The sequence below is a fragment of the Mesorhizobium sp. M1A.F.Ca.IN.022.06.1.1 genome (assembly GCF_003952605.1).
GTDB lineage: Bacteria > Pseudomonadota > Alphaproteobacteria > Rhizobiales > Rhizobiaceae > Mesorhizobium.
Genome location: NZ_CP034455.1, coordinates 4,037,051 through 4,060,143 on the forward strand (window position 1 = coordinate 4,037,051; position 23,093 = coordinate 4,060,143).

16 protein-coding genes and 1 pseudogene are annotated in these 23,093 nt (G+C 64.2%); 5 read left to right on the plus strand and 12 right to left on the minus strand.

The features are described 5' to 3' along the window. Positions 1 to 2 precede the first annotated feature (2 nt). Positions 3 to 1,226, minus strand: coding sequence for an amidohydrolase/deacetylase family metallohydrolase (locus EJ078_RS19170; protein ID WP_127403245.1), 1,224 nt, complete (start codon positions 1,224 to 1,226; stop codon positions 3 to 5). A 29-nt stretch (positions 1,227 to 1,255) separates the two neighbouring features. Continuing rightward, the gene (locus EJ078_RS19175; RefSeq protein WP_067318812.1) at positions 1,256 to 1,621 is read right to left on the minus strand and encodes a RidA family protein; all 366 of its coding nucleotides are present in this window, start codon (positions 1,619 to 1,621) and stop codon (positions 1,256 to 1,258) included. Between the two features lie 200 nt (positions 1,622 to 1,821). Here EJ078_RS19175 and EJ078_RS19180 point away from each other — a divergent pair, with 200 nt between their 5' ends. Beyond that, positions 1,822 to 2,307, plus strand: a complete 486-nt coding sequence (locus tag EJ078_RS19180) for a hypothetical protein (protein ID WP_127403247.1) — start codon at positions 1,822 to 1,824, stop codon at positions 2,305 to 2,307. A gap of 96 nt (positions 2,308 to 2,403) precedes the next feature. On the opposite strand, the gene EJ078_RS19185 is transcribed toward EJ078_RS19180, so the two are convergent. Next, positions 2,404 to 2,658: a hypothetical protein gene (locus EJ078_RS19185; RefSeq protein WP_127403248.1), complete on the minus strand. Its 255-nt coding sequence runs from the start codon at positions 2,656 to 2,658 to the stop codon at positions 2,404 to 2,406. 208 nt (positions 2,659 to 2,866) lie between these two features. On the opposite strand from EJ078_RS19185, the gene EJ078_RS19190 reads away from it, so the two are divergent. Continuing rightward, positions 2,867 to 4,366: an ATP-binding protein gene (locus EJ078_RS19190; protein ID WP_127403249.1), complete on the plus strand. Its 1,500-nt coding sequence runs from the start codon at positions 2,867 to 2,869 to the stop codon at positions 4,364 to 4,366. 158 nt (positions 4,367 to 4,524) lie between these two features. Here EJ078_RS19190 and EJ078_RS30870 read toward each other — a convergent pair whose 3' ends face one another. Continuing rightward, the gene (locus tag EJ078_RS30870) at positions 4,525 to 4,743 is read right to left on the minus strand and encodes a hypothetical protein (protein WP_292239151.1); all 219 of its coding nucleotides are present in this window, start codon (positions 4,741 to 4,743) and stop codon (positions 4,525 to 4,527) included. Between EJ078_RS30870 and EJ078_RS19195 the strand changes: the two genes are divergently transcribed. Next, the gene (locus tag EJ078_RS19195; RefSeq protein ID WP_311202797.1) at positions 4,744 to 10,230 is read left to right on the plus strand and encodes a HAMP domain-containing protein; all 5,487 of its coding nucleotides are present in this window, start codon (positions 4,744 to 4,746) and stop codon (positions 10,228 to 10,230) included. 23 nt (positions 10,231 to 10,253) lie between these two features. Beyond that, positions 10,254 to 12,323 (plus strand): response regulator, encoded by a 2,070-nt coding sequence (locus EJ078_RS19200; protein WP_095800538.1) that lies wholly within the window; start codon positions 10,254 to 10,256, stop codon positions 12,321 to 12,323. A gap of 9 nt (positions 12,324 to 12,332) precedes the next feature. Here EJ078_RS19200 and EJ078_RS19205 read toward each other — a convergent pair whose 3' ends face one another. From EJ078_RS19205 to EJ078_RS19240, 8 genes and pseudogenes are all read right to left on the minus strand, one after another. Next, entirely contained in the window at positions 12,333 to 13,319 is a 987-nt protein-coding gene (locus tag EJ078_RS19205) for an ABC transporter permease (RefSeq protein WP_067003946.1), read from the minus strand. Beyond that, positions 13,316 to 14,302 carry an ABC transporter permease gene (locus tag EJ078_RS19210; protein ID WP_127213967.1) on the minus strand — a complete coding sequence of 329 codons (987 nt, stop codon included), beginning with the start codon at positions 14,300 to 14,302 and terminating at the stop codon, positions 13,316 to 13,318. The genes EJ078_RS19205 and EJ078_RS19210 overlap by 4 nt, the downstream gene beginning before the upstream one ends. Next, a complete protein-coding gene (locus EJ078_RS19215) occupies positions 14,299 to 15,846 on the minus strand; it encodes a sugar ABC transporter ATP-binding protein (protein ID WP_127213968.1) in 1,548 nt (515 codons plus the stop codon). Before EJ078_RS19215 ends, EJ078_RS19210 begins: the two co-directional genes overlap by 4 nt. A 153-nt stretch (positions 15,847 to 15,999) precedes the next feature. Further along, complete coding sequence (locus EJ078_RS19220) at positions 16,000 to 17,034, minus strand: ABC transporter substrate-binding protein (RefSeq protein WP_067003942.1); 1,035 nt, start codon at positions 17,032 to 17,034, stop codon at positions 16,000 to 16,002. Positions 17,035 to 17,103: 69 nt separating this feature from the next. Next, positions 17,104 to 18,018, minus strand: coding sequence for a sugar phosphate isomerase/epimerase (locus EJ078_RS19225; protein ID WP_095800536.1), 915 nt, complete (start codon positions 18,016 to 18,018; stop codon positions 17,104 to 17,106). Between the two features lie 18 nt (positions 18,019 to 18,036). Next, positions 18,037 to 19,572: a mannitol dehydrogenase family protein gene (locus EJ078_RS19230; RefSeq protein ID WP_245456866.1), complete on the minus strand. Its 1,536-nt coding sequence runs from the start codon at positions 19,570 to 19,572 to the stop codon at positions 18,037 to 18,039. Next, positions 19,569 to 20,350 (minus strand): annotated as a pseudogene (locus EJ078_RS19235) (SDR family oxidoreductase). Before EJ078_RS19235 ends, EJ078_RS19230 begins: the two are co-directional and overlap by 4 nt. A gap of 71 nt (positions 20,351 to 20,421) precedes the next feature. Further along, positions 20,422 to 21,309, minus strand: coding sequence for a MurR/RpiR family transcriptional regulator (locus EJ078_RS19240; RefSeq protein WP_127213970.1), 888 nt, complete (start codon positions 21,307 to 21,309; stop codon positions 20,422 to 20,424). 304 nt (positions 21,310 to 21,613) lie between these two features. Here EJ078_RS19240 and EJ078_RS19245 point away from each other — a divergent pair, with 304 nt between their 5' ends. Continuing rightward, complete coding sequence (locus tag EJ078_RS19245) at positions 21,614 to 22,798, plus strand: Gfo/Idh/MocA family oxidoreductase (RefSeq protein WP_127213971.1); 1,185 nt, start codon at positions 21,614 to 21,616, stop codon at positions 22,796 to 22,798. The last annotated feature ends 295 nt before the right edge of the window (positions 22,799 to 23,093 follow it).

Genomic DNA, 23,093 nt, shown 5'->3' on the forward strand with positions numbered 1-23,093 from the left:
AATCAGCGCCCGAAGTGCCTGGCCGCAACCTCGACATGCGTGTGGTGCGCATGGGCCTCGAAGCGCTCGGTCTCATTGTGGTCGGGCGCCTGGTTCCGCCACCATTTGCCGCCTATCACGATGCCATTCGAGACCAGCCGCTGGTCCGCGATGAGTGACGCACCGACCGCGTCGACAAAGGTAAAGCGGCCGGGCTGCAGCCTCAGCACCGCGACATCGCCGATGCCGCCGACTTTAAGCGCCCCGAGCTCGGGCCTGGCGATCGCATCGGCCGGGCGCTGCGTTGCCGCGCGCACGACCTCGACCAGCGGCATGCCGAGCGCCATGAGCTTCGACATGCAGACGAGAATATCGAAGGCAGGGCCGTCGACGCAGTAGAGATGCACATCGCTCGAGATGACGTCCGGCGCCAGCCCCTCCGCCAGCATCGCCTTCGCCACCTCGAAGTCGAAGGAGCCCATGCCGTGGCCGATGTCGAAGATGACGCCGCGCTCGCGCGCCTGCCGCATATCCGGCCGCACCGCGCCCGAAGCGAAGACCGGCGCGTTGGGGAACGGCCGGAAGCAGTGAGTGAGGATGTCGCCGCGGCGGAGCCTGGGCAGCACTTCCGAGCGGCCGGGCGGCGGCTCGTCGATGTGCGCCATCAGCGGCAGGCCGGCTCGGTCTGCGGCTTCGAGCGCGAGGTCGACCGGCGCGATGCCGCTGGTGCCGCCGGCGTGCTTCCCGGAACGGACTTTTACGCCGACGACGACGGCGGCGTGCTCGCGCACCGCGGCCACCGTCTCGCGCGGCTCGCAAAGCCTGAGATCGCTGCATTCGCCGACGGATACCGTCTCGGCGAAGCCGAATATGCCGGCAAACGAGATGTTGACGTAGGCAAGGATGCGGACCTTCGAACGCTCGATGACATGGCGGCGAAACCCCAGGAAATTGCCGGCGCCGGCGCTGCCGGCATCGATGAAGGTGGTGGTGCCGCTCTTGGCGGCGAGACGGTCAGCGTCAACGCCGAGCGAGGTGCCGCCCCAGTAGACGTGGCTGTGCAGATCGACGAGGCCCGGAGTGACGATGCAGCCGCTGGCGTCGACGACATCACCGGCGGTCTCGCTATCGATGGCCGCTTCGATCGCGGCGATTCGACCATCGGCGACGGCGATGTCGCGCGGCGCATCCAACCCGGAAGCCGGGTCGATCACACGGCCGCCCTTGATCAACAGATCGAACTGCATTCCGCGCCTCCGTTGTTGTCTGGCCCCGATCAGACCGGCCGGTAGGCGACGGCCTCGATCTCGATCTTGATGTCGATCATCAGGCGCGACTCGACGGTGGTACGCGCCGGCGGGTCGTTCGGGAAGTGCCTGGCATAGACCGTATTGAAGGCGCCGAAATCGCGGGCGTCCTCGAGCCAGACGGTGGTCTTCACCACGTCGTCCATGGTGCATCCGGCCAGCGCCAGCGCAGCCTTGACGTTTTGCAGCACCTGCTCGGCTTGGTCAGTTATGCCGCCCTTGACTACCAGGCCGTCGCTGCCCACCGGCACCTGGCCGGAGACATAGACGAAATCGCCGGCGCGGACGGCAGGCGAGAGCGGGACATGCGACTTTCCGAAGCACTGCTTGGGCAAATGAATCTCCTGTTGTCGAGCGTAAGGACCGTTCTTGCAGCCGTCTACGCTTGTAGAGGTGATCCTCCAAGAGGCAATGTCGGAAAGCAACATTTTTTCCGAAAATCATGTTGCTTTATTACAAATCGTGAGCATCCTGCACTCCGAATCCTGAGATGCGACCGGTGGGTTGCTGATCGAACGCAAGGGGAAGAGCCAGCATGACCTTTGACAAGAATCCGTTTCCGGAAGGCGATGCCGATCGCCATGCGCTGTGGGAAATGCTGGTGCGGCGCGACATCGACGCCTTCCTTGGCCAGGACTGGTCGATGGTCGAGGACGACTTCATCGCCGAGAGCTTTTTCGGCATGCATGCGCATTTCCTGCCCAATGCCGATGCCTGGCGGCTGCAGTTTCCCAGGCTGGAAGTCTATCGCGACGAATGGCTGCGGCAGGCCAAGGAGACAGCCGCGACGGAATTCGCCGAGCCGCTGCGCGAGGCGATTTTCCGCGTCACCAATCTGCGCGACATCGACGTCGACGGCGATCGTGCTGTGCTGCACAAGAAGTTCGACGGCTCGATCGCCAAGGCCGACGGCAGCGTCGACCGCCTGAAATGGCAGACGCTCTACTTCTGCCGCAAGGTCGGCGGGCGCTGGAAGATCACCCGCTTCGTCGGTTATATGCCGCATCCGCTCGGAAGCTAATGCATGTCGCCCGGACGTGCGCGCGTTCTGGGACACCGACATGCCCCAAACAAAGATTTACAGCGCCTCGCCTAATCCTTTTCAGCGCAACGAGGTTTAGGACAGGCGCGGCAACCGCTCGTCGGGCGAGCGGTGATCGAAGACGACTCCCATGGTCTTACCAACAGCGGCCATGACGATCAGTTCCACCAGATGGTCGTCGCTGTCCCCGCAGGCGGGGTCCGATTGGCGGATGGCGTCGAGGATTGCCCGGGTCGAAACGGTGTCGCCGGCGCGAAATTTCGAAAGAGCAGAAGAAACAATGTCTTGCACTGTCAGGTCTATGACGGGCACTTCCGCAGCGACGTTCATAAGCCTCCTCCTGCCATGAACCCCTCCCTCAAGGGATGATACGCCGATCGGGGGATTGCGCCAGCGAAATGGTGGTCGGACCAGTTCAGCTGGCGATGGCCTGCCGTTAAGTGTGGAACATCGCGCCGAGCCCTTGGCCCCATGCTCGACGCACCGCGCGCCGGTTGCTAAGTCCCTCCCGCGCAGGGAGACTATCCGAGTCGAGAATATGACGGTTGCGATCGAGATGGGGCAGACGTCGGCAGGCGCGCCGGCGGCCCTCGACCTTGAGGAGCTGCTGGCGACCCGCCTGCTGGTGCAGGGCAACTCGGGCTCGGGCAAGTCGCATCTGCTGCGTCGGCTGCTGGAGCAGAGCGCGCCCTGGGTGCAGCAGACCATCGTCGATCCCGAAGGCGACTTCGTCTCGCTCGGTGAGCGCTACGGCCATCTGGTGATCGACGCCGAGGACCATACCGAGCGCGGCCTGCAGGCGGCCGGCGAGCGAGCGCGCATCCACCGCGTCTCGACGGTGCTAAACCTCGAAGGGCTCGATGCCGAGAACCAGATGCGGCGCGCCGCAGCCTTCCTTGGCGGGCTGTTCGAGGTCGCGCGCGACCATTGGTATCCGATGCTGGTGGTGGTGGACGAGGCGCAGCTCTTCGCGCCGGCTGCTGCAGGCGAGGTCTCGGATGAGGCGCGCAAGCTTTCGCTCGGCGCCATGACCAATCTGATGTGCCGCGGCCGCAAACGCGGGCTTGCCGGCATCATCGCCACGCAACGGTTGGCGAAGCTCGCCAAGAACGTCGCGGCGGAGGCCTCCAACTTCCTGATGGGCCGCACCTTTCTGGACATCGACATGGCGCGCGCCGCCGACCTGCTCGGCATGGAGCGGCGGCAGGCGGAAGCCTTCCGCGACCTCGAGCGCGGGCATTTCATGGCGCTCGGTCCGGCGCTGTCGCGCCGCCCGCTCAGCGTGCGGATCGGATCGACCGAGACGAGCCCGCGCAACGGCACGCCGCGGCTGATGCCGCTGCCCGAAGCGACGCTCGAAGATGCGCGCGCCATCATCCTCGCGGCACCGCCGCCGGAGACGGTCCGCCCGCAGCGCCGGCCGTCGCCCGACCTGCTCGATCAGTTGATGGCGGCCAAGGCCGCGCCGCTCGACATCCGCCCCGAGCCGGCCGAGCCGCAGCCGAGCGCCGAGGACCTTGCCGAGCGGCGCGGGCGGATGGACCGTATCCTGCGCGCCATCTTGGCTGAGCCCGATGCCGGATTCCGCGTCATCGGCGTGCTCTATCAGGAGTTCGTGGTTCGCTGCCGGATCGAAGGACTCGCTTCGGTGGTGCCCGACCTTTCGGAATTCCGACGCATGCTGACGCGCGCCCGCGCCGGCGTCGGCTCCGACATCGCCGAGGACGACGCGTGGCGCGACGTCTCCGTGCGCGCATCGCTTCTGCCGGAGGACATGCAGGGCGTGTTCATGATGATCGCGAGGGCGGCGAAGGAAGGCTGGCCTTGCCCAAGCGACGCGGCGATCGCCCGCGCGTATGGCTCGCATTCGCTGCGTCGCGCCCGGCGGCTGCTCGATTACATCGAGGAGCAGGGGCTGATCGTCTGCCAGATCGACGGTGTTGGCCGCCGCACGGTGACGCTGGTCGAGCTCGCCTGGGCAACGGCCCCGGGCGATCCGAATGCCGGAGAAGAAGAGCCGGGCAGTTCGGCTGCATAAGAATCCGGCCTGAGTGTCTCTACGGCAAGCTTGGCCACATCTGATTAACCACCTGTTCAAACAGGCACGGAACCAAACAGGCCGCGATGCGTTTTGGCCCTCGGCTTAATATAGCTGTCGGGGCAGGCGCGGAGGGGAGTGTGGGCGTTTCTCGTTCGTCAAAGGAACAATTCGATTCCCGTCAGATTCTCAACGCCCTCAAAGCCTTTCGAAACGGTGACTTCTCCGTCCGCATCGAGAATTCTTATGAAGGGTTGAACGGCGAGATCGCCGACACATTCAATCAGATCGTCGAGTTGAACGATCAGATGGCGCGAGAATTTGCGCGGCTGAGTAGGGTCGTCGGCAAGGACGGCCGCATCGGCGAACGCGGCCATGTGAGGAACGCCAAAGGCAGCTGGGAATCGAGCGTCCGTTCGGTCAACGACCTGATCGAGGACATGGTGCAGCCCACCGCGGAAGTTGCCCGCGTCATCGGCGCGGTCGCCAAGGGCGATCTGTCCCAATCCATGATGGTGGAAATTGACGGCAGGCCGCTTCGTGGCGAATTCCTGCGCATCGGTAAAATCGTCAACACCATGGTTGAGCAGCTCGCGTCCTTCACGTCGGAGGTGACGCGTGTGGCGCGCGAGGTCGGCACCGAAGGCAAGCTGGGCGGTCAGGCACGCGTCAGGGGGGCGGCCGGCACTTGGAAGGACCTGACCGACAATGTCAACGCGATGGCGACCAACCTGACCAGCCAGGTGCGCAACATTGCGGAGGTGACCACGGCTGTCGCGTCTGGCGACTTGTCGAAGAAGATCACCGTCGACGTGAAGGGTGAGATCCTCGAACTGAAGAACACCATCAACACGATGGTGGACCAGCTCAACTCCTTCGCCTCGGAGGTGACCCGCGTCGCGCGTGAGGTCGGCACCGAGGGCAAACTCGGAGGCCAAGCCCGTGTCGAGGGCGTTGGCGGTACTTGGAAAGACCTCACCGACAGCGTCAACCTGATGGCCGCCAACCTGACCGGCCAAGTCCGCAACATCGCCGATGTGACGACGGCGGTGGCTTTGGGCGACCTCTCCAAGAAGATTACCGTCGACGTGAAAGGCGAAATTCTGGAACTGAAATCGACCATCAACACCATGGTCGATCAGCTCAACTCATTTGCCGGCGAGGTGACGCGCGTGGCGCGCGAGGTCGGCACGGAAGGCAAGCTCGGCGGCCAAGCACAGGTGCGCGGTGTCGCCGGCACCTGGAAGGACCTGACCGACAACGTCAATTCCATGGCGGCGAATCTTACCGGTCAGGTGCGCAACATCGCCGAAGTGACTACCGCGGTGGCACTGGGTGACCTCTCGAAGAAGATCACCGTCGATGTGAAGGGCGAGATCCTGGAGCTGAAGAACACCATCAACACGATGGTGGACCAGCTGAACTCCTTCGCCTCGGAAGTCACCCGCGTGGCACGCGAGGTCGGCACCGAGGGAAAGCTGGGCGGCCAAGCTGAAGTCCGCGGAGTCGGCGGCACGTGGAAGGACCTGACGGACAACGTCAACCTGATGGCCGCCAATTTGACCGGGCAGGTGCGCAATATCGCCGATGTGACCACGGCCGTTGCCAGGGGCGATCTTTCGAAAAAGATCACCGTCGATGTGAAGGGCGAAATCCTCGAACTGAAGAACACCGTCAACACCATGGTGGACCAGCTCAATTCATTCGCGTCGGAGGTCACCCGCGTGGCGCGCGAAGTGGGCTCGGAAGGCAAACTGGGAGGTCAGGCGCATGTCGAGGGCGTCGGCGGCACCTGGAAGGATCTGACCGACAATGTCAACGCGATGGCCGGCAATTTGACCGTGCAGTTGCGCGACGTCTCCAAGGTCGCGACCGCAATCGCCACCGGCGACCTGACCCAGAAGATCACCGTCGACGCCTTGGGCGAAATCCTGCAGATCAAGGACGTCATCAATACGATGGTGGATCAGTTGAACTCCTTCGCCTCGGAGGTGACGCGCGTCGCCCGCGAAGTGGGTTCCGACGGCAAGCTCGGCGGACAGGCGCAGGTGCGCGGTGTTGCCGGCACCTGGAAGGACCTCACCGACAACGTCAACGCCATGGCCGCCAATCTCACGGGCCAAGTGCGCAACATTGCGGAGGTGACGACCGCCGTCGCACTCGGCGATCTGTCGAAAAAGATCACGGTCGATGTGCGCGGTGAAATCCTGGAGCTCAAGGACACCATCAACACGATGGTGGACCAATTGAACTCCTTTGCCTCGGAAGTGACGCGCGTGGCGCGCGAGGTCGGCACAGAAGGCAAGCTCGGCGGTCAGGCACAGGTGCGCGGCGTTGCCGGCACCTGGAAGGACCTGACCGACAATGTCAACTCGATGGCCGAGAACCTCACCGGTCAGGTTCGCAACATCGCCGAAGTTACCACAGCGGTGGCGCGAGGCGACCTGTCCAAGAAGATCACCGTCGATGTCAAGGGCGAGATCCTGGAGCTGAAGTCGACCATCAACACCATGGTCGACCAGCTCAACTCGTTCGCCGGCGAGGTGACGCGCGTGGCGCGCGAGGTCGGCACCGAAGGCAAGCTCGGCGGTCAGGCTCGGGTGGAGGGTGTGGCGGGCACCTGGAAGGACTTGACCGACAACGTCAATCTGATGGCGACCAATCTAACCAACCAGGTGCGCGGCATTGCGGACGTCGTGACCGCCGTTGCCCAGGGCAACCTGAAGCGCAAGCTTGCGGTCGATGCCAAGGGTGAGATCGCTTCGCTGGCGGACACGATCAACGGCATGATCGAGACGCTGGCGACTTTCGCGGATCAGGTGACCAACGTGGCTCGCGAGGTCGGCATCGAGGGCAAGCTCGGCGGTCAGGCCAGGGTGCCGGGCGCCGCCGGCCTATGGCGCGACCTGACCGACAACGTCAATCAGCTGGCGGCGAACCTGACGACCCAGGTCCGGGCCATCGCCGAAGTGTCGACCGCGGTGACCAAGGGCGACCTCACCCGCTCGATCAGCGTGCAGGCCTCCGGCGAGGTCGCGGCGCTGAAGGACAACATCAACGAGATGATCCGCAACCTCAAGGACCAGACCTTGAAGAATGCCGAGCAGGATTGGCTGAAGACCAATCTCGCCCGTTTCTCGCGCATGCTGCAGGGCGAGCGGGACCTTGCCACGGTTTCGCGGATGATCATTTCCGAGCTCGCGCCGCTGGTGAACGCGCAATATGGCCTGTTCTACGTCACCAATCGCGACGAGGAAGAATCCTATCTGGAACTGGCCGCGTCCTACGCCGCCGAAGGCAAGGCCACCGTCCGCCAACGGGTCGACTTCCGCGAAGGCCTGATCGGGCAGTGCGCCGCCGACAAACGGGCAATCATGCTCGATGACGTCCCATCGAGCTTCCTGCGCATCACCTCCGGCCTGGGCGAGGCCCCGCCGGCGAGCGCCATCGTCCTGCCGGCATTGTTCGAGGACGAGGTCAAGGCGGTCATCGAACTCGCTTCGTTCAGCCGGTTCAGCGATACGCACCGCCTTTTCCTGGAGCAGCTCATGGAATCGGTCGGTATCGTGCTCAACACGATCGCCGCGACCATGCGCACGGAAGGGCTTCTCAAGCAATCGCAGCTTTTGACGTCCGAACTGCAGTCGCGTCAGACCGAGCTCACCAAGAAGCAGGAAGAGCTTCACGCCACTAATGAGGAGCTGCAGGAAAAGGCGCAACTGCTCGAGAATGAGAAGAAGCAGGTGGAAAACAAGAATCTCGAGATCGAGATGGCCAGGCGGGCTCTGGAGGAGAAGGCCGAGCAGCTGGCGCTGACCTCCAAATACAAATCCGAATTCCTGGCGAACATGAGTCACGAGCTGAGGACGCCGCTAAATTCGCTTTTGATCCTGTCCAATCTGCTTGCGACAAACCAGCAGGGGAATCTGAACGACAAGCAGATCGATTTCGCGCGTACGATCAACTCGGCAGGTACCGACCTGCTCAGCCTCATCAACGACATACTGGATCTTTCCAAGATCGAGTCCGGCACGGTGTCGATCGAAATCAACGACATGCCACTCGCACACCTGCGCCAGCATATGGAGCGGACTTTCAGACAGCTTGCGGCTGACAAGGGGCTCGGCTTCACCATCAAGATCGAGCAAGCCCTGCCTGAGACGATCCGCACGGACGAAAAGCGGCTGCAGCAGATCGTGCTCAATCTGCTGTCAAATGCCTTCAAATTCACTTCCAATGGCGAGGTGATCCTGAACATCCATGCCGAGAGAACCGGCCGCAAAAACGGTGCGGCGCCGCCCCGGGCGCTGGCGATCGCCGTTACCGATACCGGGATCGGCATTCCGGAAGACAAGCAAAAGCTCATCTTCGAGGCCTTTCAGCAGGCCGACGGCACGACCAGCCGCAAATACGGCGGCACTGGCCTCGGCCTTTCCATCAGCCGGGAAATCGCCCGGTTGCTCGGCGGTGAGCTGCGCGTCGAAAGCGAGCCAGGCAAGGGATCGACCTTCACCCTGGTCATCCCCTTCGATGGCCCGCGCAGCAGCAGCCTGGCGGCGCCGATCGAGCTTTCGCCTGCCGACGTCATCGCGGCGGGCGTCCAGCCAGCAGACACTTCGGGTACCCCAGAACTTGCGGACGATCGTGACACGATCAACCCCTCGGACAGGGTGGTGCTTATTGTCGAGGACGACCCGACTTTTGGAGGGCTGCTGCTCGGTCTTGCTCGATCCGCCGGACTGAAGGGGGTGCTTTCAACGGCCGGTTCCGGCACGCTGGCACTGACCCGCAAGCTGATGCCCGATGCGATCACGCTCGATCTCGGCCTTTCAGACATCGACGGCTGGGTGCTTTTCGACCTTCTGCGGCATGACCAGAAGACCAGGAACATTCCGATCCATGTCATCTCCGGCGCCGAGGATCTCGAAGTGCTGACGCGCAGGGGCGCTGCAAGCGTTTCGAGCAAGCCGGTTTCGGCTGGTGAGCTCGCCCGCGTTTTCGAGGAAATCCATTCGCGAAACCTGAGGGTGCAGCGCAACGTGCTGATCGCCGATCCCGATCCCGAGCGCCGCCTGGCCCTGGTGGAAGCCATTCGAGATGGCATCACCTCGGTCACCGCGGTCGGTCGTGTCGCCGCCAACGCGGACGAGCCGGGCGCCGCCGCTTATGATGCGTTTGTTTTCGGGTTTGGGCGTTCGGCCAAGGACAACGCCCAGATGCTCGACGAAATCATGTCTCAGTTCAGCGACGCTCTACCGCGCCTGCTGTTCTTCACGCCGCACCCGGACGCGTTTCTGCAGCAGGTCGCGCTGCATCCGGCACTAGGCGATGTCCCACGTGCCGACAACTTCGGCCAACTCGGGCTCCTGATCTCGGCAGCACTGCCAAGCGCCACGCAGAGCGAACAGATCTTGGCCACCGAGCAGGTCGACAATGCCGATCTCGCCGGCGCCAAGGTTCTGATCGTCGACGACGACATTCGCAACATCTACTCGTTGACCAGCGTGCTGGAGACTTACGACATTGATGTGCAGCATGCCGAACGGGGCCGGGACGGCATCGCGTTGCTCGAAGAAACACCCGACGTCGATGTCGCCTTGATCGACATCATGATGCCGGAAATGGACGGCTACGAGACCATGCGTCGGATTCGGGCCATGCCGGCGATAGCCCACATCCCCTTGATCGCGGTTACCGCCAAGGCGATGAAAGGCGACCGTCAGAAATGCCTGGACGCCGGCGCATCCGACTACATCGCCAAACCGGTCGACCTCGATCTGCTGCTTGCGTTGCTGCGGGTTTGGATCGGTCGCGCGCGAGCGCGGGCTGAGCCCTTCGCGCCGGCATTGATGACCGCCATCTGAAAGCGCTCCGGCAGGTAAAAGGAATGGCCGCGATCGAGGCAGAAAGAAGCGAACCGGTCGAAGGATTGCGGGCACGCGTTCTCGCGGTCGATGACGACGAACGCAATCTGCTTGCCATCGCGGAGGTGCTTGGCGAAGTCGGCGAGGTCGTCTGCGCCCAGTCGGGTGAGGAAGCGCTGCGCTTCCTGCTCAAGGAAGATTTCGCCGTCATCCTGCTCGACGTGCTCATGCCGAACCTCGACGGCTACGAGACGGCCACGCTGATCCGCCGGCGTGAACGATCGAAAAACACGCCGATCATCTTCCTTACCGCGATCAGCAAGGAAGAGGCGCATATGCTGCGCGGCTATGACGTCGGCGCTGTCGACTACCTGTTCAAGCCGTTCGACCCGGTGATGCTTCGCTCCAAGGTTATGGTCTTCGTCGATCTTCATGAGAAGACGCGCGAGATCGAGCGAAACGCGGCGCGGGAGCAGCGGCTGCTCGAACAGGCGCTGAAGGCCAAGTCGGACAAACTCGATGCCGAGCGGGCGCTGCGCCATTCGGAAGCAAGGCAGGAGGCTATTCTTGCCTCGCTTCCAATTTGTTTTCATGCCCGCTCGGCTGAGGCGCCTTTCGCCCCAAGCTACGTCTCGAAAGGCGTCGAGCGGCTGACAGGGTTCCCGCCGAGCCGTTTCCTGTCGCATCCGGATTTCGGGCTCAGCCGGGTTCACCCCGACGATCGCGAGGAGGTAACCAGGTCGCTTTCGGCGGCATGCGAGACGGGGTCCTATGGCTGCGAATTTCGCTGGCGGTGCGCCAATGATGAATATCGCATCTTCTTCGATCGGGGCGTGGTTTCCAAAGATGACGCTGGGCTCGAGTTGCTTGGCACCATGCAAGACATAACAGAGCAACGCCGCCTGGAGAGCCAGCTGCTGCAGTCGCAGCGGCTCGATGCGATCGGCAAACTGACCGGCGGACTCGCCCATGACTTCAACAACCTCCTCGCGGCGATCCTTTCCGGCCTAAGCCTGCTCGAGCGACAGCTGACGCTGGACGGCAACGCTACCAAGATCCTCGACATGACACGCCGCTCCGCCGGGCAAGGCAGGGATCTCGTCCAGCGCATGCTCGCTTTTTCGCGACGCCAGGACCTGAAGCCCGTGGCAGTACCCTTGTCGAGCCTTGGGGATACGATGAACGGGTTGGTTGCCCCGGTCCTTGGAGGCCTCGTGCGCTTCAAGTGGCTGGTGAGTGACGACACATGGCCCGTGTATGTGGATGCGGCGCAGCTCGAGCTCGCCTTGATGAACCTCATCTTCAATGCGCGAGACGCAATGCCTTCGGGAGGCACGGTTCTCGTCCGAACGAGCAACCGCAGCGTCGGCCACGCGGGCGACGAACTGCCGGCCGGCGACTATGTGGTGGTCGCTGTCGAGGACACCGGGACCGGAATTGCCGGCGACATGATAAGCAAGGTGGTCGAGCCGTTCTTTACAACCAAGCCGATCGGGAAGGGCACGGGGCTGGGTCTCAGCACCGTCTATGGTTTCGCCAAGCAGTCGGGCGGCACGCTCAGGATAGAGAGCGAGGTGGACCGCGGCACCATCATAGAACTGTGGCTGCCCCGATCCAATCAGCCGCAGGATGTCACCGAGGCTATCGCTGTTGCCGGGGCAGAGGCTGTCGAGGCTGCCGACGCGGAGCGCGCCACGGCGGTTGGCGAACGATCACTGACCGTTCTGCTCATCGATGACAGCCACTCCTTGAGAGAAATGACGGCCATGTCGCTCAGGCAGTCCGGCTTCGAGGTCGTAGGGGCCTCCGGCGGAGCCGAAGCGCTTGCGGCCATTGAGAGAGAGCCGGATCGATTCGACGTGATCGTCACCGACTTTGCCATGCCCCTTATCTCGGGCATAGACGTGATCCGGTTTGCCCGCAATCTGCGTGCCGGCTGGCCCGCGGTTATGATCACCGGCTATGCGGATGCGGAGAAAATCGTGGAGCGCCCCCTCGATGTCGCGCTCGTCGGCAAGCCGTTCGACGAAAAAGACCTTGTTGTGGCCATACATGCCGCAGCGCGCGGCAAGCTAATCAACGCCTCGGCATAGCTTCCCCTGTTACCTGTCCTCGATGATCCTCAAATAGGCCGCGGTCACGAACAGCACGATGAAACCGAAGAGGATGCGGCGGCCGCCTTCGGGCATATGCAGGATGGTGAGCAGCGTCGTCAGCACGGTCAGGATCAGCGCGCCGACAATGGTTCCCATATAGCCGCCGCGGCCGCCGAAGATCGAGGTGCCGCCGATGACGGCGGCAGCCACCGAAGGTAGCACCAGCGGCTCGGCGAGCGACAGCGAGGGCGCCTTGATCAGGCCGATATAGAGCAGGCCGGTGATGCCGGCGAGCAGGCTGGAGATGACATAGAGCGCCGTGATCACCTGCCAGTAGCGGACGCCCGAAAGCCGTGCAGCGCGCTCATTGTCGCCGACGGCGTAGAGCAGGCGGCCGAAGCCTGTACGGTTCAAGGTGAAGACGATCAGCACCGCCACCGGCACGAACAGGAAGAGCGCGTTGGGGAAGCCGTAGGTGAGACCGGTGCCGAGCCAGTTGAGGAAATCCGGAATCTTGGCGCCGGAGGCGATCACGGTGCGCTGGTAGACCTGCAGGAAGCCGGTGCCGATCAGGCTGGTGCCGAGCGTCATGATCAGCGGATGGACGCGGAAGACGCCGACGCCGACGCCGTTGACGAGGCCGATTAGCACCGCCGGCAGCATGGCGAGGATGAAAGCCACCGTCGGATCCTGGTTGACGATTTGCGTCGCCATGATGAAGGCGCTCATCGTCGCCACCGTGCCGACCGAGAGGTCGATGCCGCCGGTGAGCATCGTCATGGTCTGACAACCGGCGAGGATTGCCAGCGGAATGGCGAACTTGGCGGTGTTGGCGATCCAGCGCTCGTTGACGATCCCGGGGCGAAGAACCTGCAGGATCAGCACCAGTATGACGAGCAGGATGATCAGGGGAATGAGCGGCCGGTCCGCCATGAAGCGCTTCAGGCGGCGGCCGAGCGAGACCGGCTGGGGCATGGTCGCGCTGTTCGTCATGGTGTTGCTCCTGCCGGGCGGCCCCGGATGGTGATGAAGGCGCCGAACATCACCACGGCGACCATGATCGCGCCCTCGATGATGGCCGTGACGTTGGGATCGATGGCCAGAAGCGTCAGGTCGGTGCGCACCAGCCTGAGCACGAAGACGGCGATGATCGGCCCGAGCAGCCCACCCTTGCCGCCACCGAGCGCGACGCCGCCCAGCACCACCGCCGCGACGCTGGCCAGCAGATAGGGACCGGGGATCGGCGCGCCGATGCCGGTGCTGATGGTGAGCGACAGCCCGCCAAGTGCTGCGAACAGGCCGGAGAGCGCGTAAGCGACGATCCTGGTGCGGGCCACCGGCACGCCGCTGCGGAAGGCGGCGAGCTCGTTGCTGCCGATGGCGTAGATGGAGAGGCCAAGCCGCGAGCGCCTGAGCGGGATCCAGATGACGAAGAGGCAGACAAGCAGCAGCACCAGCGCCTTCGGGACCCAGGCATCGGCCCAATCCGGCAGGCCGGGGATCGGCATGGTGCCGACGACGGTGGCCTTCAGCCACTCGGCGGCTGCGCCGCCGGGCGCGTCAAGCACCAGGAGCGCCGCGCCTTGCAGGACGAATAGCGTGGCCAAAGTAACCACGATATCCGGCACTCGGGTCACGACGATCAGGAGGCCGTTCAGCGCGCCGAGCACAAGGCCCATGGCCAGCACGAAGGGCACGACGAAGTACGCATATTCCTCGCTGGCGCCGTTCATCATCGAGGCGGCGGTGACGCTGGTCAGCGCCATCATGGCGGCAACCGAGAGGTCGATGCCGCCGGCGATGACCACCACAGTCTGCGCCGCGACGGCGAAGGCGTAGGGCAGAACCGCCCGCGCCAGCGAGCCGAAGTCGCCGCTGCCGTAGGCCGGCTGGATTAGTTTGGTGACGACGAACAGGAATACGAGCAGGGCGAGCAGGCCGGCGACCCAGCCCTGGCGGCGCAGAAAGCGCATCATGGCGTGGTCTCCGCGTCGGACGTTGGCCTGACATCGGCAAGGATGCCGACATCCGCCCTGGCGCCGCGCGGCAGGCCGTAGGCGGCCCGCATCAGAGCCGGCTCGTCGGCGAGCTCGACCGGGAAGGTGTCGACGACACGGCCGCCGAAGATGACGATGACGCGGTCGCAGACACGCTGCACTTCCTCCAGCTCGGATGTGTAGAAGAGGACCGATTTGCCGAGGCCGGCGAGCTCGCGCAGCAATTTGTAGATTTCCTGCTTGGTGCCGACATCGATGCCGCGCGTCGGGTCGAAGCAGAGGATGGTGCGGGCATCTGCCGCGATCCAGCGGGCAATCGTCACCTTCTGCTGGTTGCCGCCGGAAAGGCGCTGGACCTCGCCCTGCGCGCGGGTGTCGATCTGCAGCCGGGCGATGGCGCTTGAAACCACCATATGCTCCCGGCGCACCTTGATCGGTCCCCATTTGCGCAGCGCAGCGCTGAAAGGCAGCGCGATGTTCTCGCGCACGGAACGCTGCATGGCTAAAGCCTCCGTGCGGTCACCCGGCACGTAGGCGAGGCCGGCCTGGATGGCATCGCTCGGATGGAAGAACTTCACCGGCGCGCCATCGACGGCGATCGTGCCGCCGGCCGGGCGGATCGAGCCGGCAAGGGCGGCGAAGAGTTCGTCCTGGCCCTGACCCTCGAGCGCGACGACGCCGGCCACCTCGCCATTGGCGAGATCGAAAGAGACGTCATGCAGCTTGGTGCCGAGCTGCAGGTTGCGGACCGAAAGCCGAGGGTGGCTGTCCTTCACCACCGGCGCTTCGCTTGCCGTGCGCGCCGCGGCGACGCTGGTCTTCTCGATACGGGCGCCAAGCATCATCTCGACGATCTTTTCCTCGACGCCGGGCTCGATGTCGACCACGCCGACGGTTGCGCCGTCGCGCAGCACTGTGGCTCGGTCGCACAGCGCCGAGATCTCGACGAAACGGTGCGAGATGAAGATGACCGAGCGGCCGCTGTCGCCCTGGCGGCGCACGACTTCCAGCACTTTTTCGGCAAGGTTGGCGGGCAGCGCGGCCGTCATCTCGTCGAGCAGCAGAACGTCGGGCTCGGCGGCGAGCGCGCGCGCTAGGTCGAGCACACGCAGGACGGCCAGCGGAATGTCGCGCGCGGTCTCGCGCATGTCGAGGTTCGGAATGCCGAGCTCGCGCACCCAGGCGCGGAACGGCTCGACCGGCGTGCCAGTGAGCCTGAGATTGGAAAGCACATCGAGGTCAGGGATCAGCGCCGGTTCCTGGTAGACCGGCAGCAGGCCGGCGCGACGCGCGGCGGCCGGAGAGCGGACATCGCGAGCTTCGCCGCGGATCAGGATGCGGCCGGCATCCGCCGGGATCGCACCGGTCAGGATCTTAACAAGGGTCGACTTGCCGGCGCCGTTGGCGCCCATCAGCGCATGCACTTCGCCCGGCAGCACCGATAATGATGCGTCACGCAGCGCCGAAACCGCGCCGTAATTCTTCGCCACGCCGGTGGCGTCCAGCAATGTATTGTTCGGCAATTCGTTCGTCGTCAAAACCAGCGTTCTCGCATCAAGCACCGAGGACGGCAGGTTCGCACCTGCCGTCCCAGCGACCTTATCTGCCGCAGTTCCTTATCGCAAAAACCGTAGGATGCTTTTGCGAAATCTGCGAAGTTGAAGTCGGTCGGGCGATTATTCGCCCGGACCCTTGCAGGCGACGATCTGCTCCTTGGTGTAGGTGGTCCAGTCCGGGATAGAGATCGAGACCGGCCATTCGGGGCTGAGCGACGGGTCGGCGGCCGCCTTCAGCTTGGCCTTGCCTTCCTCCGTGACATTTTCCCAGAGCTGCGGCTCGACCAGAACGGTTTGCTGCGCCGGCTTCTTGCCGTCGAGGATCTGCAGTGCGAGCGTAACGCCGGCGCCGCCGATCGAGCCGGGATTGGTGACGGCAGCGCCGACCAGACCCTTAACCGTGTTCAACTGACCGACGAAGCCGGCATTGTCGGCGCCGACAACCGGCACCATCGGCGCCTGCTGCTCGACCAGAGCGTCGACGATGACGTTGTCGATGCCGGAGGTCCAAATGCCGTTGATCGGCGTTCCGGTGGCGAGGAAGGACAGGATCTGCTGCTTGGCCTGGTCCTGCTGCCAGCCGGTGAAGACTTCCTGCGCGACCTTCACGTCGGGGAATTCGGCCAGCGCCTTCTTGAAGCCCTTGTCGCGGTCGCTGTCGGCGGAAGCACCGGCGGCGCCGCGCATGTACAGCACCTCGCCCTTGCCGCCCATCTGCTGGAACAGCCACTTGGCGCCGAGATAAGCATACTGTTCCTGGTTGTTGGAGATGATGTATGCGGACGGCTCGGTCACCGCCTGGTCGACAGCAACGACGACGATACCGGCCTTGGTGGCTTCCTCCAGACCGGCCTTGATGCCGGCCGGATCGGCCGGGTTGACGACGATGGCGTTTACCTTGGCGCTGATCAGATTGCGGATGTCCTCGAGCTGGCCGGCGGCGTCGGTGTTGCGGTGGGCGATGTTGAGCTTCGCCACTTCGCCGGAGGCGAGCGCCTGGGCCTTCATGGCGCAGATCATTTCCTCACGCCAGCCATTGCCCTGCACGGTGTTGGAGATGCCGATCGTGTATTTGCCTTCGGCGGACGACACGCCCACCGAAGCAAGCAAGGCAGCGCCGGCAAGCAGCGGGGCCATGGTCAGGTATTTCTTCATTTCAGTACTCCTCCACATTGATTTCAGTTCCTGGGCTCCGAAGCGATCGAAGCCTAGCCGTTTGTCCCCTCATTTGACGAAGGGGCGCAGCACGTCGCGAGCCAGCAGAAAACCGCGCTTGACCTTCTCGTCGCTTCCCTCGAACCGGCGGTCCTCATGCTCGATGACCACCGGCCCGTCATATCCGGCCCGGTAAAGGCCCGAAAAGATGCTGCTCCAGTTGATGTCGCCAAGCCCCGGCATGCGTGGCACCTGCCAGCCTATGCCTGCGGAAAGGATCCCGCGCTCATACAAACCATCATGATCGATCATCAGGTCCTTGGCATGCACATGCAGCATGTGCGGGCCGAACTCGCGGATGAAGCGTTCCTTGTCGATCATCTGCCAGACGAGATGCGAGGGGTCGAAATTCATGCCGACGTCGCCGCCCCAGGCCTCGAGAATCCGGCGCCAGACATAGGGCGAATAGGCGATGTTGTGTCCGCCCGGCCATTCGTCATAGCTGAAGATCATCGGGCAGTTCTCGAAGGCGAGCTTGACGCCGTGCTCGCGCGCGTGGGCGATGATCGCGGGCCAGATTTTCTGCGCGGCCTGCCAGTTGTCGTCGACAGTCTTCGAGGCGTCGCCGCCGCAGAAGGTGTTGACGAGCGAGACACCCATTCGGCTTGCCAGCACGATCACCTTCTTCAGGTGATCGATCACCGCATCGCGATGCGCCTGATCGGGATGCAACGGATTGGGATAGAAACCGAGACCGGAGATCGTCAGGCCCTTGCCGGCGAGCTCGGCGGCAATGTCCTTGGCTTGCGCGGGGGAGGTGCCGGCGGCGTCGATATGGCTGGTGCCGGCATAGCGGCGGCTGGCGCCCGAAGTCTTCGGCCAGCAGGCGATCTCGAGCGCTTCGAAGCCGGCCGAGTTCGCCCAGTCGGCGACATCGCCGAGAGCAATATCCGGAAATGGTGCCGTGAGCAGTCCAAGCTTCATGATGCCTCCCGCTTCGTACTATGCAGATCGTGCTGGTCGCTTCAACCATCCGTCTGTTGGGTCAGCGCACACATGTCTGACAAAGGCCATCGGATCATCTGACAGCAAACCATCGAGGCTGGTGACGACATTTGCATGGAACATGTCGCTGGCGGCAAGTGACGGATGAAAGATGGCTTCGATGGCAAGGATTGCATTGGCAAGGGCCTTGCTGTCCGAACCAACGCGGTCGGCGATGGCCGCAATCTTTTCGGCAAAAGGATCGGACACCTGCCAGGCGCGGCCGAAGCGCGACGACGCCTTGATCAGATAGGCCATCCAGCCCGCGATCGGAACCGACAGCAGCGCGCTGCTTTGGCCCTTAGCCAGGCGATCACTGACCGGGTTGAGCAGGCGCTGGACGATCTTCTGCGAGCCGTCGGTAGCAATCTGGTGATTGCGGTGGCGGATCGCCGTGTTGGCGAGGCGCGAAAGGCTTTGCTCGACATAGGCCGACGGCGAGATGCCGGGCACGGGCATCAGCGTCGGCAGCGTCTCTTCCGTCAGCATGCGGCGGACGAAGGTGGCAAGCAACGGGTCGGCCATGGCGTCCGATGTGTGCTCGAAGCTGCCCAAAACGCCAAGATAGCTGAGCGTCGTCTGGGCGCCGTTCAGCACCCGCATCTTGAGATGCTCGAACGGCGTGACGTCGTCTACGAAAGCGGCGCCGATGCGGTCCCAGCGCGGCACGCGGCCGGCGAAGCGGTTCTCGATCACCCATTGCCGAAAGCGCTCGCCGACGACGACGGCGCTGTCGCGATAGCCGAAGCGCTGCTCGACCGTCTCGATATCGTCCTCGGTCGTTGCCGGCGCGATGCGGTCGACCATGGCCGAGGGGAAGGCGACGTTGGCGGCGATCCAGTCCGCCAAGCCGTTGCCGCGCCGCTCGGCGAATGTCCCCACGACATTGCCGAGGATAGTGCCGTTGGCCGGGATGTTGTCGCAGGAAAGCAGCGTCACCGGGCGGCCATGCGAGCCCATGCGCAGCTCAAGCGCTCGTGCCAGGATGCCGGGCACGCTGCGCGGGGCCTCAGGGTTGGCGAGGTCGTGGACAATGTCGGGATGGTCTAGGTCGAGCGCGCCGCTCGACGGGATGTGGCAATAGCCCTTTTCGGTCACCGTCATCGTGATCATCTCGATTTCGGGTGAGGCGAGCACCTCGAGTGCGGGCGCGGCGCTGTGCTGGCTGTCGACCACACCGACGATGCTGCCGATGACGCGGGCCTCGACCTCGTTGTTCTGACGGATGAGCCGCGTATAGAGGCCGTCCTGCCGGCCGAGCGTCGCGGCGAGCACGGGAGGCCGGATGTTGATGCCGACGAGCCCCCAGCGATCGAAATCATCCGCCAGGAGGTCATCCGTGTATTCGGCCTGGTGGCAGCGGTGAAAGGCGCCGACGCCGATATGGGCAATGCCCGGCTGCAGCGCCGAGCGAGCGTAAGCCGGTTTGCGGACTTCAGGCGGCAGGCCGCCGAGCAGGGCGGGGCCGAGATTGGCGGAGGGTGAGATGCTCACCGGTTCGCTCCGATCACCCATTGCTCCTGGTCGATCAGCGCGCCGGTCATCGGCCCGGCCGCGTCGGAAAGCAGGAAGACGGCGAGGTTCGCTACGTCGGTAACGGAGAGTAGCCGGCCGAAGGGCTGCGCGGCATTGGCCGCGTCTAGCCAGCCCGGGCCGTGGCCGAGCGTTTCGGCCTGCATGACGCGTTCGGCGGGCGTGTCGGTCCAGCCGACATTGATGCCGTTGACGCGGATGCGATCGAAGCGGTGCGCGTTGGCGGCATTCTTGGTCAGCGTCGCCAGGGCGCCCTTGGTGGCGGAATAGACGGCGAGATCCGGCGCGCCGCAATGCGCATTGATCGACAGGATGTTGACGACGGCGCCGCCTTGTCCGCGCTTTTTCATGTCGGCGATCGCCGCCTGCATCAGGAAGAAAGGCGCACGCGCATTGACGGCGAACAATGATGTCCAGTCGTCGAGGCCGGCATCGACGAAGGAGGCCGGTCGGTCAGAGCCCCTGCATTGACCAGCCCGTCGATGCGGCCGAAGCGCTCGGTGCATGCGGCGGCGAGCAGGGCCGGAGTCTCCGGGACGCCGAGGTCGGCTGCCAGGAAAGCGGACGGCGCCCCGATCGCCGACAGTTCCGCCGCGACCGCGTCGCCGCGCTGCCGGTTGCGGCCGGTGATCAGCAAACCTTCGGCGCCGGAACGGGCGGCCGTCCAGGCAATCGCGCGGCCGATGCCTTGGGTCGAACCGGTGATCAACAAGACCTTGCCGTCGAGCCGAACCTCCATTCCTCCTCCCGGAACAAAGTTTCTATTTTCTCGAATATGGAACGACAGTTCCTTGCAGTCAGCTGCGCCGATCAACCTGTCCGCCGCGCGACGACGCCGTGGACCAAAGCCATGCCGACGGCGAGCGAAGCGGCGAGCGAGCGGAAGCCTGCGAAGTCCTGTTCCACCACTTCCAGCCAGGTGTCGGAGAGTTTCACCAGCGGTGAGAAGGTGCTGTCGGTGATGGCGACGATGCGTGCTCCGCGATCATGGGCGAGGGCGACCAGGTCTGGCGTAATCGAGTTGTAAGGGCTGAAGGAAACGGCGAGCACCGCGTCGCGCTGGCTTATGCAGCCGACCTGATCGAGCGCGGTCGAGCCGACATTGTCGACCAACACGTTGCGCACGCCCTGTTGCGACAGCGTCAGCGACAGATAGGTGGTGACCGGGAAAGCGCGCTTGCTGCCGATGACATAGATCAGCTCGGCTCCCGCCAGCAAGTCGGCCATCTTGTCGAGCCTGTCGGTGTCGAAGCCATTGCCGATGCGGTTGAGCGAAGCCTGCGAGGCGCCGACCATGCCGTTGAGGAAATGCAAGTCGGCGTGGGGTTCGGCTGCTGCCGGTCCCTTGTTGTCGCGCGTGCGTCCTTCCGGCCAGGAGCCTTTCATGTGGTCCTTGAACAGGCCTTGGAAGTCGGAAAAGCCGGCATAGCCGAAGATCTGCGCGAAGCGTACCAGCGTCGAGGGCTGCACGCCTGCCTGCGCCGCCACCTGGGCGATGGTGCCAAGCGCAACGTCGCTCGGATGCTGCCATAGGAAGATGGCGACCTGGCGCATCCTTTTCGGGAAATGCACGGTGCCGGAGGAGAGCACCGCGCGCAGCTCCTCATAGGTTTGTGGTTTCGTGTGGCCAAGTGCCGCCAGCGAACGGCCGCGTTTCCGGGTAACGCTCTCGCCGGGTGAGGTTCGTGCGCCGCTCATCATATGGGCCGGATTCGAGCTGTTGTACCTGAGGCGCCCCGAACTTGCGATGAAGATCGCCAATTGTCGACGTTTGGAGAAAGGGGAGAATTCAAAACCTGAAGCGATTGTCTTGCTTCCATCGCCTGGACAAGCCGGCAGGTAGCCATGCGACGCTTCACCATTCGAACCCTCCTCCACCGGTCTCGCATAAGGCTAGTGCGGCACGATCGTTTTACAAAACAAAATTTGGAAAGGCTGTTCGAAATTGGCGAGGCGCCTCCTATAGTCCCTGTGCTGGACGGCATCCGGGAGGACTCGAACCATGGTCTACGCAACCGCTGACGGAACCTTCCGCAGGCGCCTGACGGTCGGCATGGTCGGCGGCGGTCGCAACGCCTTCATCGGCGCGGTTCATCGGTTGGCCATGCGGCTCGACGACCAGATCCTGCTGGTGGCGGGTGCGCTGTCCTCGGATGCCGAGAACGCTGCGGCATCCGCCGCTGAGATCGGCATCGCGCCGGAGCGCAGCTATGACGACTACCATGCGATGGCAAAGGCCGAAGCGGCGCGGACGGACGGCATCGAGGCGGTGGTCATCGTCACGCCCAACCATCTGCATGCGCCGATCGCCACTGCTTTCCTAGAAGCCGGCATCGACGTCATCTGCGACAAGCCGCTGTCGACAACGCTTGCCGAGGCTGAGGCGTTGGTGGCGCTGACGAAAGCCAAGAAGCGCCGCTTCCTCGTCACATTGAACAACACCGGTTACGCCATGGCGCGGCAGGCGCGCGAAATGGTGGCAGCGGGCGAACTCGGCCGCATCCTGTCCGTGCACGGTGCCTACATCCAGGACTGGCTGACGCAGCCGATCGACGCGCAAGGCCAGAAGCAGGCCGAATGGCGCACCGACCCTGCGCGCGCCGGGCAATCGGCGGTGCTTGCCGACATCGGCGTGCACGCCTTCAACCTGGCGAGCTTCATCTCCGGCTTCGAGGCTGACGCCGTATCGGCGGACCTTTTCACCGCCGTGCCAGGTCGTCGCCTCGACGACAACGCGCATGTCCTGGTGCGCTGGACCGGCGGGGCGCGCGGCACCATCCTCGCCAGCCAGACTTCGCCCGGCCACTACAACGATCTCTCGGTGCGCATCTATGGCGACCGGGCCGGGCTCGAATGGTCGGGCACGCGGCCGGAGGAACTGCGCTTCGCGCCGTATGGCGAGGAGGCACGCACGCTGGTGCGCGGCGGCCACGGCTCGACGACGGAAGCCCGGCGCGTCTCGCGCATGCCGGCGGCGCATCCCGAGGGCTATATCGAGGCCTTCGCCAATTTCTACCGCGATGCCGCCGACATCATCCGCGCGCATCGAGCGGGCGCTGCGGTCGATGTTGCGCGCGCGGCGCAGGTGCCGGACGTCGTCGACGGCGCTCGTGGTGTGAAGTTCCTGGCGGCGGCAGTGGAGTCGAACGCGGCCGGAGGAGCCTGGACGCCGGCGCGGTTTGAATAGACGCCGGCTTGGTGCTTTGAATCGTTCAATCCGCTTTACAATGCGGGGCGGCGCGACCGGCCGACGTGTGGCCAATCAGCCGAGCGGCCGAGGTCGGCCTCATCGATGATGTCCCGCACCGATATGGCCTCGTGGCCCTGCACCGAGCGCACCCGAGTGCTTGGGAGGCACGTCGTTCTCATCCGGATTGGGAACGGGTTCCTCGTCCGGCAGCCTCTCCGGATCTGGTTCGCGCATCGGTTTTGGGTCGGGAAACGGCGGCGGCGTGGGGACCGGCGTTGGCGTGGGGTCGGGA

Excerpts from the sequence above, each read along its gene's own strand:
- EJ078_RS19170 (WP_127403245.1), bottom strand. The coding sequence starts at position 1,226 with ATGCAGTTCGATCTGTTGATCAAGGGCGGCCGTGTGATCGACCCGGCT.
- EJ078_RS19180 (WP_127403247.1), top strand. The coding sequence starts at position 1,822 with ATGACCTTTGACAAGAATCCGTTTCCGGAAGGCGATGCCGATCGCCAT.
- EJ078_RS19185 (WP_127403248.1), bottom strand. The coding sequence starts at position 2,658 with ATGAACGTCGCTGCGGAAGTGCCCGTCATAGACCTGACAGTGCAAGAC.
- EJ078_RS19190 (WP_127403249.1), top strand. The coding sequence starts at position 2,867 with ATGACGGTTGCGATCGAGATGGGGCAGACGTCGGCAGGCGCGCCGGCG.
- EJ078_RS30870 (WP_292239151.1), bottom strand. The coding sequence starts at position 4,743 with ATGGCCGCGTTCGCCGATGCGGCCGTCCTTGCCGACGACCCTACTCAG.
- EJ078_RS19200 (WP_095800538.1), top strand. The coding sequence starts at position 10,254 with ATGGCCGCGATCGAGGCAGAAAGAAGCGAACCGGTCGAAGGATTGCGG.
- EJ078_RS19205 (WP_067003946.1), bottom strand. The coding sequence starts at position 13,319 with ATGACGAACAGCGCGACCATGCCCCAGCCGGTCTCGCTCGGCCGCCGC.
- EJ078_RS19210 (WP_127213967.1), bottom strand. The coding sequence starts at position 14,302 with ATGATGCGCTTTCTGCGCCGCCAGGGCTGGGTCGCCGGCCTGCTCGCC.
- EJ078_RS19220 (WP_067003942.1), bottom strand. The coding sequence starts at position 17,034 with ATGAAGAAATACCTGACCATGGCCCCGCTGCTTGCCGGCGCTGCCTTG.
- EJ078_RS19225 (WP_095800536.1), bottom strand. The coding sequence starts at position 18,018 with ATGAAGCTTGGACTGCTCACGGCACCATTTCCGGATATTGCTCTCGGC.
- EJ078_RS19240 (WP_127213970.1), bottom strand. The coding sequence starts at position 21,309 with ATGAGCGGCGCACGAACCTCACCCGGCGAGAGCGTTACCCGGAAACGC.
- EJ078_RS19245 (WP_127213971.1), top strand. The coding sequence starts at position 21,614 with ATGGTCTACGCAACCGCTGACGGAACCTTCCGCAGGCGCCTGACGGTC.